Annotated in this window: 17 protein-coding genes; 3 read left to right on the top strand and 14 right to left on the bottom strand. The window is 46.6% G+C overall.

Annotated features, from left to right (window positions below; all coding sequences use genetic code 11):
- Positions 1-42 precede the first annotated feature (42 nt).
- From rplS to rpsP, 4 genes are all read right to left on the bottom strand, one after another.
- Positions 43-441, bottom strand: a complete 399-nt coding sequence (gene rplS / locus ICN15_RS02865; protein WP_216201117.1) for a 50S ribosomal protein L19 — start codon at positions 439-441, stop codon at positions 43-45.
- A gap of 125 nt (positions 442-566) precedes the next feature.
- The gene (trmD, locus tag ICN15_RS02860; protein WP_216201116.1) at positions 567-1,313 is read right to left on the bottom strand and encodes a tRNA (guanosine(37)-N1)-methyltransferase TrmD; all 747 of its coding nucleotides are present in this window, start codon (positions 1,311-1,313) and stop codon (positions 567-569) included.
- 42 nt (positions 1,314-1,355) lie between these two features.
- Positions 1,356-1,919 carry a ribosome maturation factor RimM gene (gene rimM / locus ICN15_RS02855; RefSeq protein WP_216201115.1) on the bottom strand — a complete coding sequence of 188 codons (564 nt, stop codon included), beginning with the start codon at positions 1,917-1,919 and terminating at the stop codon, positions 1,356-1,358.
- Positions 1,920-2,024: 105 nt separating this feature from the next.
- A complete protein-coding gene (gene rpsP / locus ICN15_RS02850) occupies positions 2,025-2,270 on the bottom strand; it encodes a 30S ribosomal protein S16 (protein WP_215325477.1) in 246 nt (81 codons plus the stop codon).
- A gap of 245 nt (positions 2,271-2,515) precedes the next feature.
- On the opposite strand from rpsP, the gene ICN15_RS02845 reads away from it, so the two are divergent.
- Both ICN15_RS02845 and ICN15_RS02840 read left to right on the top strand, forming a co-directional pair.
- Positions 2,516-3,046, top strand: coding sequence for an META domain-containing protein (locus tag ICN15_RS02845; RefSeq protein ID WP_255532838.1), 531 nt, complete (start codon positions 2,516-2,518; stop codon positions 3,044-3,046).
- A gap of 39 nt (positions 3,047-3,085) precedes the next feature.
- The gene (locus ICN15_RS02840; protein ID WP_216201114.1) at positions 3,086-3,532 is read left to right on the top strand and encodes a hypothetical protein; all 447 of its coding nucleotides are present in this window, start codon (positions 3,086-3,088) and stop codon (positions 3,530-3,532) included.
- A gap of 6 nt (positions 3,533-3,538) precedes the next feature.
- On the opposite strand, the gene ICN15_RS02835 is transcribed toward ICN15_RS02840, so the two are convergent.
- The 5 genes from ICN15_RS02835 to ICN15_RS02815 are packed head-to-tail and all read right to left on the bottom strand — an operon-like array spanning position 3,539 to position 9,742.
- Positions 3,539-5,326, bottom strand: a complete 1,788-nt coding sequence (locus tag ICN15_RS02835) for an acyl-CoA dehydrogenase (RefSeq protein WP_216201113.1) — start codon at positions 5,324-5,326, stop codon at positions 3,539-3,541.
- 41 nt (positions 5,327-5,367) lie between these two features.
- Positions 5,368-6,312: an electron transfer flavoprotein subunit alpha/FixB family protein gene (locus ICN15_RS02830; protein WP_216201112.1), complete on the bottom strand. Its 945-nt coding sequence runs from the start codon at positions 6,310-6,312 to the stop codon at positions 5,368-5,370.
- Entirely contained in the window at positions 6,313-7,062 is a 750-nt protein-coding gene (locus tag ICN15_RS02825; RefSeq protein WP_216201111.1) for an electron transfer flavoprotein subunit beta/FixA family protein, read from the bottom strand. It lies immediately after the preceding gene.
- A 60-nt stretch (positions 7,063-7,122) separates the two neighbouring features.
- Complete coding sequence (locus tag ICN15_RS02820; protein WP_216201110.1) at positions 7,123-8,775, bottom strand: acyl-CoA synthetase; 1,653 nt, start codon at positions 8,773-8,775, stop codon at positions 7,123-7,125.
- Between the two features lie 46 nt (positions 8,776-8,821).
- Positions 8,822-9,742, bottom strand: coding sequence for a histone deacetylase family protein (locus tag ICN15_RS02815; protein ID WP_216201109.1), 921 nt, complete (start codon positions 9,740-9,742; stop codon positions 8,822-8,824).
- 83 nt (positions 9,743-9,825) lie between these two features.
- On the opposite strand from ICN15_RS02815, the gene ICN15_RS02810 reads away from it, so the two are divergent.
- Positions 9,826-11,100, top strand: coding sequence for a lytic transglycosylase domain-containing protein (locus ICN15_RS02810; protein ID WP_216201108.1), 1,275 nt, complete (start codon positions 9,826-9,828; stop codon positions 11,098-11,100).
- Between the two features lie 19 nt (positions 11,101-11,119).
- On the opposite strand, the gene cysM is transcribed toward ICN15_RS02810, so the two are convergent.
- The 5 genes from cysM to ICN15_RS02785 form a co-directional block, all read right to left on the bottom strand.
- Positions 11,120-12,031 carry a cysteine synthase CysM gene (gene cysM, locus ICN15_RS02805; protein ID WP_216201107.1) on the bottom strand — a complete coding sequence of 304 codons (912 nt, stop codon included), beginning with the start codon at positions 12,029-12,031 and terminating at the stop codon, positions 11,120-11,122.
- A 41-nt stretch (positions 12,032-12,072) separates the two neighbouring features.
- Positions 12,073-12,468: a helix-hairpin-helix domain-containing protein gene (locus ICN15_RS02800; protein ID WP_216201106.1), complete on the bottom strand. Its 396-nt coding sequence runs from the start codon at positions 12,466-12,468 to the stop codon at positions 12,073-12,075.
- A 97-nt stretch (positions 12,469-12,565) separates the two neighbouring features.
- The gene (rfaD, locus tag ICN15_RS02795) at positions 12,566-13,585 is read right to left on the bottom strand and encodes an ADP-glyceromanno-heptose 6-epimerase (RefSeq protein WP_216201105.1); all 1,020 of its coding nucleotides are present in this window, start codon (positions 13,583-13,585) and stop codon (positions 12,566-12,568) included.
- A complete protein-coding gene (rfaE1, locus tag ICN15_RS02790) occupies positions 13,582-14,511 on the bottom strand; it encodes a D-glycero-beta-D-manno-heptose-7-phosphate kinase (RefSeq protein ID WP_216201104.1) in 930 nt (309 codons plus the stop codon). The genes rfaD and rfaE1 overlap by 4 nt, the downstream gene beginning before the upstream one ends.
- A gap of 52 nt (positions 14,512-14,563) precedes the next feature.
- Positions 14,564-15,928 (bottom strand): UDP-glucose/GDP-mannose dehydrogenase family protein, encoded by a 1,365-nt coding sequence (locus ICN15_RS02785; protein WP_216201103.1) that lies wholly within the window; start codon positions 15,926-15,928, stop codon positions 14,564-14,566.
- Positions 15,929-15,988 lie beyond the last annotated feature (60 nt).

Here is a 15,988-nt window from a genome sequence, read left to right as displayed (position 1 = left end):
AAAGGCAGCCTAGGCCGCCTTCTTTTTGCATTAAAGCAAACCTTATTCCGCTGCTATCTCGGCAACTGCTTTGACCTTACGGGCAGGAAGCTTCTCTTTAATACGTGCAGACTTGCCTGAACGATCACGCAAGTAATACAACTTTGCACGACGGACATCACCGCGACGCTTCACTTCAATGCTAGCGATCAATGGTGAGTATGTTTGGAATGTACGCTCTACACCTTCGCCAGATGAAATCTTACGAACGATGAAGCTAGAGTTCAGTCCACGATTGCGCTTTGCAATCACCACGCCTTCAAAGGCCTGAGTACGCTTACGTGTACCTTCAACTACGTTGACACCAACTACTACGGTATCGCCAGGAGCAAAACTTGGCAGTGTTTTGTTGGCTGTTAGGCGAGCAATCTCTTCTTGCTCAATTTTTTCGATCAAATTCATTATTCATCCTTAAGCATCTTGTCAGCGTTTAATCCCGAGATTTTCATCGACGGACCAGACAGAGGATGCAGTTAAAACCATTTCACTAAATCAGAACATCAACATCTATTCGAAACTGTAATTACTCACAGAGTACGAAGAAACTGCTCATCTTCTTTACTTAGCAACCCGTTGGCCCTTGCTGATTTAATTAAATCAGGTCTAAGCCTTAGCGTCAGCTCTAAAGACTTCTGCCGACGCCAATCCGCTATTTTAGCGTGATGTCCGCCCAAAAGCACGTCCGGGACAGATAAATTTTCATATATTTCCGGACGGGTATAGTGCGGATGGTCCAAAAGACCGTTAATAAAGCTATCCTGGACGGCAGATTCGCTATCGCCAAGGACCCCTGGAATGAGTCTGATGACGGCATCCATCATGGTCATGGCCGGCAATTCACCGCCAGAAACGACAAAATCGCCCATAGAAAGCTGTAAATCCACATTTCGGTCGATAAAACGTTGGTCTACCGCCTCATATCTACCGCAAATGAAGGTGATATTTCCATGTTGAAGGATTTCTTTTGCGATTTTCTGTGAAAAAATTTCCCCCTGAGGTGCTAATAGGCATATTGGTCCAGAAACGACATTCTGACTTTGATGGCCATCCTTGATAGCAGCTATCGTATCTTCCAGGGGTTTTGCCATCATCACCATGCCTGGGCCGCCTCCATAGGCACGATCATCAACCGTCTTCCGAGGATCAGAGCAATAGTCGCGGGGATTCCAAAGATTGACGCTAGTAAGTCCCTGCTCACAGGCGCGACCAGTAATGCCCCACTGCGTTAGTGCGGAGAACATTTCAGGGAATAAAGTGACTACATCAAAGCGCATATTGGAAATGAAGGATCAATTACTTTTTACCGTTAGTGCAGACTACCAGTCAGCTTGCCAGTCCAGCGTCAGGAGCCTATTTGGCAAGTCCACGTCTTGCACCACTTCTTTTACAAAAGGGACCAACTGCTTCACTGTTTTAGTTTCTAGGTCACCAAGCGTAATGATCCCATGGGCGCCGTTATCGTTGACGTCAATCACTTCACCCAAACTCTCGCCTTGAAGATTGACTGCCTTACAACCGATCAAATCAACCCAGTAGTAGCTATCAGTATCCGTCTTTGGAAATACATCACGACCAACGAGAATGCGTGCACCCTTTAAAGCTTCTGCCTGATCACGATCAGTAATGCCCTCTAAGGCGATGACTACGGTACCACTATGCATCTTTGCTTGCTTCACTTGATACAGAGTGAGCGAAGCCTGCTCGACAGAGTTAGCGACACCCGCACTCCGACGAGGAATGAGCGATAGCCAAAGTGCTTTACTAGATAGGAGGGCTACGGGATCGGATGAGTGAGGGCGAACCTTAATCTGACCCTGTAAACCTTGAGCATCTTGGACTGCGCCGAGCTCAATCAAATCATCTAGGGAAGGCGTATTCATATTGAAGCGACCTCGATTCCCTAAGTAATGCTAAAGAAAACGCTACAGAAAAATTCTGCTACCAAAGACTTTGTCGTGAAGAGAAAGTCTTTGGATTTGACGTCTTTAGACTGCAGGATTATTTTTGATCAAACGAACCACTGTTGGAGAGATCTGTGCACCAACACCAGTCCAATAGGTCAAGCGATCTTGAGCAATACGCATGGCTTGCTCTGTCTCTGCTGCCTGTGGATTGAAGTAACCAATGCGCTCGATAAAGTTCGAGTCGCGACGATTACGCTTGTCTGTAGCCACGATGCTATAAAAAGGGCGTTTCTTTGAACCGCCGCGTGCCAGTCGAATGACGACCATACTTATTCCTTAAAATCTAAAATGAAAACAGGTTGATTTCAACCCAATGAAATTACTACAAAAAGTATTGGGCTCCAACTCACTGGACATTCAAAACAAATGCACGGTGTAGCGGAAAACCTCATATTCTAGACGAAAACCCCTACTTGATCCACCTATTTAAGCGCCCGCGTATTTAGCTTCAACAGTAGAATGGAGTGCAGTAGGTTAAAAAATAACCATTAAAAACAGTTACTTATAGAAATATGCACGCTAAATTAGTCATTTTCAGATCCTCTAAACGTCCCTTTAACAGCTTATTTCTACTGATTTCTTGCCTTGGATTGGGATTTTTGACAGCCTGCGCCAATGTGATTCCGCCCTGCGCTGCCAAAACTAGTCCTCCCAGCAGCGAATTCCGCAATACCAAATGGGAGCTGGTTCGCTGGAATCTGGCACCCAATGCTAGGGGCGAGGTGCGCTCCCGACAAATTCCCCAAGGTGAGAACAGCAACCCCATTCAAATGGTGTTTGATGCCAATGGTGAACGCCTCAGTGGATCAACAGGTTGTAATCGTTTTACGGCACGCATTACCGAGGATGCCCGAGGCTTTACCCTGGATCAAATTGTGAGCACCAGGATGGCCTGCGCTCCACAGCGCATGGAGTTAGAAAATGACTTCCTTTATGAACTCAATGATTACCGCACGATTGTGCGTAATGGCGATCAGCTACTCATGATTGGTGCCGATCGTGAAGTATTGAGCTTTATGCAAAAAAGTAATTCCGCAAAATAAACAATTTCAATATTAAAAAATTCCTTATCGAAAGTCTGAATGAAAAAATACAAACTGCTTTTCTGTTCACTGGGATTATTTTTTCCAGGTACCGGTTTGAATTGTTTTTACTTACAGGGATTGAAATCCTTTTGGGGATGGGCGCAATTATTGGCTTTTATTGGCGGCATTGCTGGCTGGATGATTCTCAAAGATGCACACTTTCACTCTGCACCTGGCTGGGTTCTCATCACCTTCGGCTTCATTACGCTGGAGGCTAGTTGGCTAACCACCATCACTTATGGCTTACGTGCCGATGAAAAATGGGATGCGCAATTTAATCCCGGGATAGATCCTAGTCGAGCCACCAGATCTGGGTGGCCAGTAGTGCTCACCGTGATTTTTTCACTGGTATTGGGTGCGGGGGTGATGATGACATTCTTAGCGATTGCATTTGAGCAATTCTTTATCTCGCAACTGCAAGAAGCGAAAAAGCTGTCTCAATAAATACTGCTAGAACTGCTCCACGGTCAGTGCATTGGTAGATTGACCGCCCTCTAGTATCGAAATTGCTAATGCCTGAGATTGTGGCAATAGATTTTCTGCAAAGAAGCGTGCGGTCGTAATCTTGGCATCAAAGAAACTGGGATCGCTGGCACGCAATGCTTGGGCAGCCAATAATGCGCGAGCCATTTGCCATGCGCTGAACACTAAGCCACACAAACGCAAGTAGGCCACACTTCCTGCATAGACGGCTTTGATATTCATTTTAGCATTGGCCACAATATAAGTCACAGCGGACTCAAATGCTTCACGTGCAAAGGTCAATTGCTTTAATACCGCTTTTGCATCGGCACTACCGCTGCTAGCAAGATCTGCTTCAGTTTGCTTGATCTTTTCAGCGAACACCTTAGCAGTTGCACCGCCATCACGCACCGTTTTTCTGCCAAGCAAGTCGTTTGCTTGGATTGCTGTTGTACCTTCATAGATCGTCAGAATGCGTGCGTCACGATAGTGTTGCGCAGCACCAGTCTCTTCAATGAAACCCATTCCCCCATGAATCTGGATACCCAAACTGGCAACCTCAATTGACATTTCGGTGGAGAAGCCTTTTACGATCGGCACTAGAAATTCATAAATAGCTTGACTCTGTTGACGAGCCGTTTCATCTGGAGAGGCATGCTGTGTATCAGCGGCAGCGGCAGCGTAATAAGCCAAGGCCCTAGACGCCTCTATGTAACCTCGCATCGTCATCAACATCCGCTTCACATCTGGTTGATGAATAATCGCTACGGGGTCTGGGGAGCCAGCAAGATCCCGACTTTGTACGCGATCTTTTGCATACTGCACCGCTTTTTGATAGGCGCGCTCGGCAACGGCGACGCCTTGCATACCCACTGCAAAGCGGGCGGCATTCATCATGACAAACATGTATTCCAGACCACGATTCTCTTCACCTACCAAATAGCCAATAGCGCCGCCATGATCACCAAACTGCAAGACTGCTGTTGGGCTGGCCTTAATACCCAGCTTGTGCTCGATGGATACGCAATGAACATCATTTCGCTCACCCAAAGAACCATCTGTATTGACTAAAAACTTGGGTACTACAAATAAAGAGATGCCCTTGACACCTTCCGGTGCATCTGGCGTTCTGGCCAATACGAGATGGACAATATTCTTTGCCATATCGTGCTCACCGTAAGTGATATAAATCTTAGTGCCAAAAATCTTGTATACACCCGCATCTTCCAGCACAGCCCGTGAACGGACCATCGACAAATCTGAACCTGCTTGAGGCTCGGTGAGGCACATTGAACCAGTCCACTCACCAGAAATCATCTTGGGAACAAAGCGCTCTTGCAATGGTGGGCTAGCTGCAGTCAATAAAGCTTCAATTGCGCCATCCGTCAACATGGGGCACAAGGCAAATGAGAGACTTGCGGAATGGACCATTTCAAAGCAAGCGGTGGCAATCAACTTTGGCAATCCTTGACCACCAAATTCTGTAGGATGCATGACGCCTTGCCAGCCGACCTCACCAAACTGTTGAAATGCTTCTTTAAATCCTGGGCTGGTAGTGACCACGCCGTCTTTAAATGAACTTGGGTTTTGATCACTAGGCCAATTTAGCGGCGCCACAACATCTTGATTGAATTTAGCAGACTCTTCCAAAATGGCTGATGCCAAATCCACATCTGCACCGGCTTCAACATAGGATGGATAAGAAACAAGCTCAGATAACCCCGCTAATTCGTTCATCACAAATAGCATCTCTTTCACGGGGGCTACATACGGCATAAGACTCCTATTAATCAGGCAAGGTAATGCAAGCAAAAGCCCTACGGCAGTGAATTGATTAACTCAGGCACAGCAGTATTCAAATCAGCCACCAAGCCATAATCAGCCACACTAAAGATTGGGGCCTCAGGATCTTTATTAATTGCCACAATCACTTTAGAATCTTTCATTCCTGCTAAATGCTGAATAGCACCAGAGATACCAACAGCGACATAAAGTTGTGGAGCCACAATCTTGCCAGTTTGACCTACTTGATAGTCATTAGGCACGTAACCAGCATCGACAGCTGCGCGTGATGCACCCAATGCCGCGCCTAACTTATCCGCTAAGGGAGTAATGATCTCTTGATACTTTTCACCAGAGCCTAAACCGCGCCCACCAGACACAATAATTTTGGCAGCAGCCAATTCTGGGCGATCTGATTTAGTCAGTTCACGGCCCACAAAGGCAGACGATGCAGAATTACCCGCAGCGACAGCAATGGCTTGCTTATCAATTGTTGCGGAGCCACCAGTTGCAGCAACAGGATCAAAACCTGTTGTCCGCACTGTAATGACTTTGATAGGATCGCTGGATTGAACAGTAGCAATGGCATTACCAGCATAAATTGGACGCTCAAAGGTATCCGCACTAACCACCTTGGTAATGTCCGATAACTGAGCGACATCCAACTTGGCAGCAACACGAGGCAGCACATTCTTACCATTTGCAGTTGCTGCTGCCAATATGTAACTATAGCTACTTGTCAAAGCGAGAATTTGAGCCGCTAAGGGCTCAGCCAGTTGATCTGCCAAACTTGGGGCATCCACTTGGATTACTTTGCGAACGCCAGCAATTTGACTCGCTGAGGCAGCAACGGCATCGGCGCCACTACCAGCTACTAATACATCCACCTCGGGAGCGCATTGCAAGGCAGCCGCAATCACATTGAGCGTGACCCCTTTTAAAGATTGATTATCGTGTTCAGCAATGACAAGTGCGGTCATTTAAATCACCTTCGCTTCATTTTTAAGTTTATCTACCAAGGCCGCTACATCTGCCACCATTACACCAGCAGAGCGCTTCGGAGGCTCTTCTACTTTGATTGTTTTAAGACGTGGTGTGATGTCAACGCCAAGCTCTTCAGGCTTCAATATTTCCAGCGTTTTCTTCTTCGCCTTCATGATGTTGGGTAAAGTCACATAGCGTGGTTCATTCAAACGCAAGTCCGTTGTAATGACAGCTGGCAATGTTATCGCGATCGTTTCTAAGCCACCATCAACCTCACGCGTCACATTGGCTTTGCCATTGGCAATCACCACCTTTGAAGCAAAGGTTGCCTGTGGAATATCCATCAAACTAGCCAACATCTGCCCTGTTTGGTTGCTATCGTCATCGATTGCCTGCTTACCTAAGATCACGATTTGCGCCTGCTCTTTTTCACAAAGCGCCTGCAGAATTTTTGCCACTGCTAAAGGTTGTAATTCAGCATCGGACTCTACCAAGATAGCGCGATCTGCGCCAATTGCTAAAGCAGTCCGGAGTGTTTCTTGGCATTGGGTAGGACCCGCTGAAACCACCACGACTTCAGTGGCAACACCGGCCTCTTTTAAACGCACTGCTTCTTCTACCGCAATTTCATCAAAGGGGTTCATGCTCATTTTGACGTTTGCGAGATCAACGCCAGAGTGATCTGATTTCACCCGAATTTTGACGTTGTAATCAACTACCCGTTTTACAGCCACCAAGATTTTCATGCTTCATTCTCTATTTTTTTGAGTAACTCTACTATTTTATCCGCCTAGGGGCATCTCTGGTTAAACGTCGATTGCTGAAGCCGAGCCAGCCTGCTTGCGAAGTTCAAACTTCTGAATCTTGCCAGTCGAGGTCTTTGGCAGCTCACAAAACACAATTGCCTTGGGCACCTTGAATCCAGCAAGATGCTGTTTACAGTGGGTGATGATTTCGGCTGGTGTTACTGCCATGCCTGGCTTGATTTCTAAAAAGGCACACGGTGTCTCGCCCCATTTGGGATCGGGTTTAGCAACCACTGCAGCCGCCATTACTGCTGGATGGCGATAGAGCACATCCTCTACCTCTACTGAGGAAATGTTTTCTCCGCCAGAAATAATGATGTCTTTGCTCCGATCTTTCATCTTTACATAACCATCGGGGTTGATCACCGCCAAATCACCCGAATGAAACCAGCCGCCTTCAAATGCATCTCGGGTCGCCCGCTCATTCTTGAGATAGCCCTTCATGGCGATGTTGCCTTTAAACATAATCTCACCCATAGTCTCACCATCAGCGGGAACCGGCTCAAGAGTTACGGGATCCAGAACGGCAATCGCTTGCTGTAAGTGATAGCGAACACCTTGACGTGCATTGAGACGAGCTCTCTCACCAATATCCAACTCATCCCACTCATCCTGCTTGACACAGACTGCTGCTGGTCCGTAAGTCTCTGTTAATCCATAGACATGCGTGAGATCAAAACCCAGTTTTTCCATTCCCTCAATAATCATTGCGGGAGGCGCAGCACCAGCGATTAAGCCCTTCACGCCTTTGGGTACACCCTCTTTTAATTCATCGGGGGCGTTCACTAATAGGCTGTGCACAATAGGGGCAGCGCAGTAATGCGTCACACCATGCTCTTTGATTGCAGCAAAGATATGCTGTGCATCCACACGACGTAGGCAAATGTTCACGCCCGCGCGCGCCGCTACTGTCCAAGGAAAGCACCAGCCGTTGCAATGGAACATAGGGAGCGTCCAAAGATAAGTGGGATGCCTTTGAATATCCCAATCTAAAATATTTGATATCGCATTCATCGCTGCACCACGATGGTGGTACACCACACCTTTTGGATTTCCGGTGGTGCCCGAGGTGTAGTTCAAACAAATCGCCTGCCACTCATCCGCTGGTACTTGCCATGCAAACTGAGGATCTCCTTGGACTAAAAGCTGTTCATAAGTTAGCTTACCGAGCCGTTCACCAGGCACATCAAACTCTTTTTCTTCAACATCAATTACCAAGAACTCACGGCCACTTTCTTTTTTAGCGATCTCGAGTGCTGCCTTCATGACTTTAGAAAACTCAGGATCAACGATCACCACCTTGGCTTCGCCATGGTTCAGCATAAAAGCAATCGACTCTGGGTCAAGACGCGTATTTAAGGCATTTAATACCGCTCCAGCCATCGGAACACCAAAATGCGCTTCCACCATCGGAGGAGTATTAGGCAACATCACAGCCACCGTATCTCCAAAACCGATTCCATGCTGTTGCAGCGCGCTTGCTAGGCGACGGCAACGTTCGTAGGTCTGACCCCAAGTTTGGCGTAACTTGCCATGCACAATAGCCAAGCGTGCCGGATACACTTCGGCGGACCGCTCTATAAACAAGAGTGGCGTAATCGGAGTGAAGTTTGCTGGATTACGATCTAAACCTTGTTCAAAAATATTACTCATGTGTTCCTTGATCTTGATCTCTTAAAATCGATATTTCTGATTGCGCTTAAATATCCGCAAGTGCTTTGACATGCGCGACCACACTTCGGCCCAGAGCAGATAGGTTATATCCACCCTCTAGGCAGCTGACGATACGACCTTGGGCATATTGGTTTGCGACTGTCTTGAGCTGCTTGGTGATCCAAGCATAGTCATCCTCTACCAAGCCCATCTGCCCCAAATCATCCTCACGGTGAGCATCAAATCCGGCTGAGATAATAATCAGTTCCGGCTCAAAATCACGTAGACGGGGTAACCACTGTTCTTCTACTATCGAGCGCACTACATCTCCGCGGGTAGAAGCGGGAAGGGGTACATTCACCATATTATTTGCCCCATCCAAGCCGCTATACGGATAAAACGGATGCTGAAAGAAGCTACACATCAGCACATTTGGATCATTAAAGAATGCAGCCTCAGTACCATTCCCGTGATGAACATCAAAGTCAATAATGGCTACATGCTGGATGCCATACTCTTCAATTGCATAACGCGCTGCTACTGCCACACTATCAAAGACGCAAAAGCCCATTGAGCGCGTTGGCTCAGCGTGATGTCCAGGTGGACGAACTGCACAAAACACATTCTCAACCTCGCCCTTCATTACAGCATCAACGCCGGCTATAGCCGCACCAGCTGCACGGAGCGCAGCATTCCAAGTATGGGGGTTCATAATAGTGTCACCATCAAGCATGAAGTAACCACTTTCTGGAGAGCGTTCTTTAACGAAAGCAATATGATCCGGACTATGAACCAACTCAAGCTGCTCTTCGGTTGCAAGGGGCGCATCTAGATGATGCAAAAAGCGATCGACACCACTGCGGATTAACTGATCATTGATAGCCTGAATCCGCTCTGGGCACTCGGGATGGTGACCCCCCATCTCATGTTTGAGAAAATCGGGGTGAGTTATGTATCCTGTTGTCATTACTAGTAATCCTCAATAACAAAACGATTATTTTTATAATTTAATAAAACCCGCCAAACCCTTAAAAACCCATTCTTTAATTCATGAATTTTCGTATTTCCAACCTCACTTTAATACTGCTCTGTGCGCTACTTTTAAGCGCCTGCTCGAGCACCCCGACTCAGCCAGTAAGCCCTGAGCCTATCGTAAACCAGTCCGAGGATGCCGCCACAGAAGTCCGTTTTAGCCAAAATCTTGAACAACTCATCATACAAATAGCCCAAACCCAAGGGATTCCTCAGGCGACGCTTGAGGCAGCCTTCCTTGATGCTAAAACGATTCCCTCCATTCGAAAATTGGTGTTACCCCCATCGGGCAACTTTAAGAAGAATTGGATTGCCTATCGTAAGCGCTTTGTTGAGCCGATTCGACTCAAGGCTGGGAAGGTCTTTTGGGAGCAAAACCAAGCATTCCTCAGTAAAGTGGAACAGGAATCTGGGGTCCCAGCGGAGATTATTGTGGCCATTATTGGTATTGAAACCATCTATGGTCGTCAAACCGGGAACTTTCGGGCGAAAGATGTACTCGCTACCCTTGCCTTTAGTTATCCGGAGACAGCCAACAAAGTAGCTCGTGAACAGCTATTTAAGGATCAGTTGCAAGATTTAATTCTCTTATGTTGGTCAGAAGGTGGCGGGAAGTTACCGGCTAACAATAGTAGTCAAGATTTGAATACCGTCCGCTTCAATGCCTGCCTAAATCAAAATAGCTCCTATGCCGGTGCAATCGGGTTGCCGCAGTTTATGCCAAGCAGTATTCGTAGCTTTGCTGTCGATGGAGATGGAGATAGTCATATTGACTTAAAACAAAGTCCTAAAGATGCTATAGCCAGTGTTGCCAACTTTATGCGTAAGCACGGCTGGCAACCGGGTATGCCAATTTACTTCCCAGTACAAGAAGTCGCAGTAAGTGAAGCAAAAGCGCTGGCTGATGGCGAGCCTCAGCTGAAATACACTATTCAAGAACTCATTGAAAAAGGCATTCTGACTAAAGATCAGGGCGATCTTCAAATGGGGGGCGTTGAACCGCAAAGCAAAGCACTCATTGTTGATCTCCCCTACCCCGATAAAGATGGCAACGATCAAGCGCGCTACGTAGTGGGTCTCAATAACTTTCTCACCATTGTGCAATACAACCGTAGCTATTTTTACGCACAAAGTGTTGCCGAATTTGCAGAGGCCTTAGGCTATAAAAACCAAAGTGTAGTGCCACCAACATCATCCCAAGCAAACACTAAAGAAACAAAATTAGAAAAAAATTCAGTTGAGCCCGTCAAAACCAAACCTAAGAAATCTACTCGCAAGAAAAAATCTCCGTAGACCTCAATAAACTAAAGTCTTAGGCTGGGAAAACTCCGGTAGAGAGATAACGATCCCCACGATCGCAAACGATAAAGACAATCGTGGCGTTTTCTACCTGGCGAGCAATACGTAAAGCAACCACTAGGGCGCCACCGGCAGAGATACCGCAAAAGATCCCTTCTTCAGCAGCAAGCCTGCGAGCCATCTCTTCGGCATCCGCTTGACTCACGTACTCAATGCGATCGACCTTATCACTCTGGTAAATCTTCGGCAAATACTCAGGAGCCCATTTACGAATGCCAGGAATCTGCGAACCTTCTTCTGGTTGTGCGCCAATAATCTGAATATTGGGGTTCATCGACTTGAGGTAAGTAGAGACTCCAGTAATCGTCCCAGTGGTACCCATCGATGAAACGAAGTGGGTTACTTGGCCATCGGTATCACGCCAGATTTCTGGTCCCGTGGTTTCAATGTGAGCCCGTGGATTATCTGGGTTGGCAAATTGATCTAGCAATCTACCACGACCTTCTTTTTGTAGCTGCAATGCATAGTCACGTGCAAACTCCATGCCACCAGAAGCTGCCGTGAGAATTAACTCTGCCCCATAGGCAGCCATACTTTGTCTGCGTTCAATACTTTGGTTTTCAGGCATGACTAAAACCATCTTGTAGCCCAACATCGCGGCGGTCATTGCCAAAGCAATACCAGTGTTGCCACTGGTCGCTTCAATCAGGGTATCGCCAGGCTTGATTTCACCTCGCTCTTGAGCGCGCAGGATCATCGACAGCGAAGGACGGTCTTTTACTGACCCCGCTGGATTGTTACCTTCTAACTTTCCTAAGATCAGATTATTTTTGGAATCGTTATCAGCACCAGGAATGCGTTGTAAACGAACCAAGGGCGTATTACCCACGGTCTGCGAAATAGTCAAGTAAGAAGGTATGCTCATGAAACTATTTTAGCCATAAGCCAAGCTAAACGTAAAAGGGCTTAATTTCGGCGATTTGGCCCCGCACGGTCCGGATTATTACGAGAACTGCTTTGACCACGCGAACTGCGTCTACTAGCACTGGAACCCTCCTTATTGGTCCGACCATTGGGCTCACGAAAAGAACTGGGGGCCTCAATCGTCAAACCGTTATCCACCATCTTTTCTACGGATTTCATCCCAATGCCGCGCACCCGCTTTTGTAAATCATTCGCATCCTGAAAATGGCCGCCATCCAAACGCTCAGCAATGATGGTTTTTGCCTTAGAAGGACCGATACCCTTAATGCTCTCTAACTCCGTTTGGGTAGCAGTATTGACATTAATCGGAGAGGCGATAGCCAAGCCCGAAACAGCGACTACTGCCAAAAATAACAAAGACTTTAATAAATGATTCATATGATCTCCATTGGTTAATAAAAAATCCACTGACACAAAGTGCAAGTGGATTAGTTACAACGAATGGAAATCCTGTTGGTTGACTGTTTATATTAGCCTAAAGTGGGCTTGCTAAGAAATCAGTATTAGCTGATAGCCAAGTAATATAACGACTGACACCCTGCTCTACATCCAAGAAGGGTTCTGTATAGCCGGCAGCGCGGAGCTTGGTTAAATCTGCCTGAGTAAAGCACTGGTACTTGCCTTTGAGTGCTTCCGGGAATGGGATGTATTCAATCGCCTTTTCTTTTACTAATTCTTTTAGACTTAAGGGGTCAGCATGATCGACTTTTCGCATCGCATTAGTTACCGCATGAGCAACATCATTAAATGGTTGTGCACGGCCACTACCGAGATTGAAGATGCCACTGATTTCAGGATGATCTAAGAAATAGAGGTTCACTTTAACCACATCCTCAACAGAAACAAAGTCACGGCTTTGCTCTCCTGGACCATAACCACCATATTCACCAAAGAGCTTTACTTTGCCATTGGCTTTGTATTGGTGATATTGATGAAAAGCTACTGAAGCCATACGGCCTTTGTGGGACTCACGTGGGCCATAGACATTGAAATAACGAAAACCAATAACTTGAGCGGAATTGGCATTTCCAGTGAAGCGTTTACGCATTACTTGGTCAAATAAGAATTTTGAGTAGCCGTAAATATTTAAAGGCTTCTCATGCTCACGACTCTCAACAAAGACATCTGAACCGCCATAAGTCGCTGCAGAAGAGGCATAGAGTAATTGCACTTTTTGCTCTGTGCAAATATCCAGTAAATCCATGCTGTAGCGATAATTATTCGCCATCATGAAAATGCCATCCGTTTCCATCGTATCGGAGCAAGCACCTTCATGAAACACTGCCCTTACTTTGCCAAAACGACCGCTTCTAAAAGCCTCTAAAAATTCATCTTTATCTAGGTAATCAATGATGTCGAGATCAGCTAGATTGCGATATTTATCCGCAGGACGCAAATCATCTACGGCAATAATATTTTTCTCACCTCGCGCATTGAGCGCTTGAACGAGATTGGCACCAATAAATCCAGCGGCGCCGGTTACGATAATAGTCATTGCAACTCCTCAGAAGTAACAGTGGCAGTACCTAATTTACCCACCACAATGCCGCCAGCACGATTAGCTAAAGCCATTGCCTTTTCTAATGGCCATGCTGCTGCCAATGCAACTGCTAGAGTGCCAATCACCGTGTCACCCGCACCTGAAACATCAAATACTTCGCGCGCTTGGGCTTTTACATGACTCACACCTGCTTCAGTAAATAAACTCATGCCATCTTCAGAGCGAGTCAGAAGTAAAGCTTCTATATTGAGTGACTTTCTCAGATCTTGCGCTCTCTTAATCAAATCTTCTTCGCTGGTCCATTGACCCACTACTTGGCGTAGTTCACTGCGATTTGGGGTGAGGACAGTAGCTCCACGATATTTAGCGTAGTCATCACCCTTAGGGTCAACCAGAATCATTTTATTTTGGGCTCGAGCCTGCTCAATCATTAAAGCCACCTGACCCAATGCACCTTTGCCATAATCCGACAAAATCACAACATCGGCATCACTGATGAGCTTTTCATAACGCTCCAGTTTATGCGCTAGAGCAGCTTCGCTAGGCGCTTCTTCAAAATCCAAGCGAATGAGTTGCTGCTGTCTTGCAATGACACGCAACTTTACAGTAGTAGGAACTTTTCCATCTATTTCAAGCTGGTTATTGACCCCGCTCAATTCAAGCAACTCAGAGACATGACGACCTGCTTCATCGTCACCAATCACGCCCAAAATAGTCGTTTTAGCACCTAAGGCTGCTACGTTACGAGCCACGTTAGCAGCACCACCTAAACGCTCATCCATCTTACTGACCTGAACTACTGGTACCGGTGCTTCTGGAGAAATCCGATGAGTGTCACCAAACCAGTAGCGATCTAGCATGACGTCACCCACCACCAACAAGCGGGCTTTAGAAAATTGTTCTCGATTCGCTTTTTCCACAGGGCACTGATCTCTCTAAGGGATTCTTGTTTAGTTTTTTTGCAGTACTTTTTTAATTATGACGACCAATACCCTGATACTCAATCCCTAATTCTTGCATCGCTTGGGGCTCGTACAGATTACGGCCATCAAAAATGATTGGGTTCTTCAACTTTGTCTTAAGTAAATCAAAATCAGGACTACGGAAGGCTTTCCACTCGGTCACAATCACCAGAGCGTCGCAGCCATCGACTGCTGACATGGGATCATCGACCAAGCTGACCTGTTTAAGACCCTCGGGATTATCCTTAAAGTCCATGTCTAGGCAATGCTTAGCCTCAGGCATTGCTACAGGATCATGGGCTATGACTTGTGCGCCACGCTGAACCAACTCTTGAATAATCACCCGACTAGGGGCTTCACGCATATCGTCGGTATTGGGTTTGAAAGCAAGACCCCATATGGCAAACTTTTTGCCCGACAGGTTTTTGCCAAAGCGTTTTTCAATCTTCTCAACGAGGATGTATTTTTGAGCCTCATTGACCGCTTCTACAGCATCAAGGATTTTCAGATCCCGACCATGTTCAATGGCAGTCTTAGATAAGGCGGACACATCTTTTGGAAAGCAAGAACCACCATAACCTGTACCAGAGTATAAAAAGCCATAGCCGATACGAGAGTCTGAACCAATGCCTTGACGTACCGCTTCAATATCCGCGCCCACCAAATCGGCCAAGTTAGCTAATTCATTCATAAAGGAGATGCGGGTTGCTAACATCGCATTAGCAGCGTATTTAGTGAGCTCAGCGCTTTTGACATCCATGTAATAGGTACGCTCATGATGGCGATTAAACGGAGTGTAGAGTTTGCGCATTTGCTCTTTAGCCCGCAATCCTGCTGGCGTGTTCTGCGTTCCAATCACAATCCGATCAGGACGCATAAAGTCTTCTACCGCAGCGCCTTCTTTGAGGAACTCGGGATTAGAGACTACTGAGCACAGCTCTGGAGCAAGGCCTCGCTTAGTCAACTCTTCCGTAATTGCTGCAGAAACTTTATCGGCCGTGCCTACGGGTACCGTAGATTTGTCAACAATCACTTTAGGAGTCGTCATATGAAGACCAATATTGCGCGCAGCAGCGACGACATATTGCAAATCTGCCGAACCATCTTCATCCGGGGGAGTGCCAACAGCAATAAATTGAATATCCCCATGGGCCACAGAAGCAGCAATATCAGTGGAGAACTGTAATCGCCCTGCTGCGCGATTGCGCGCAATCATTTCTTTTAAGCCAGGCTCGTAGATGGGAACGCCACCAGAATTAAGGATCTCAATCTTTTTAGGATCGACATCAACGCAAAAGACGTTGTTACCCTGCTCTGCTAGGCAAGCGCCTGTGACAAGACCTACGTAACCGCTGCCAATAATCGTAACTTTCAAAGGATCTCCAAATATCTATTATTCAACACCACCATTAGAAAACTATTTGATGACGGTTTA

This window comes from Polynucleobacter sp. CS-Odin-A6, from assembly GCF_018882095.1.
In the GTDB taxonomy this organism is placed as follows: Bacteria; Pseudomonadota; Gammaproteobacteria; order Burkholderiales; family Burkholderiaceae; genus Polynucleobacter.
This window is presented reverse-complemented; position numbering and strand designations above follow the sequence as displayed.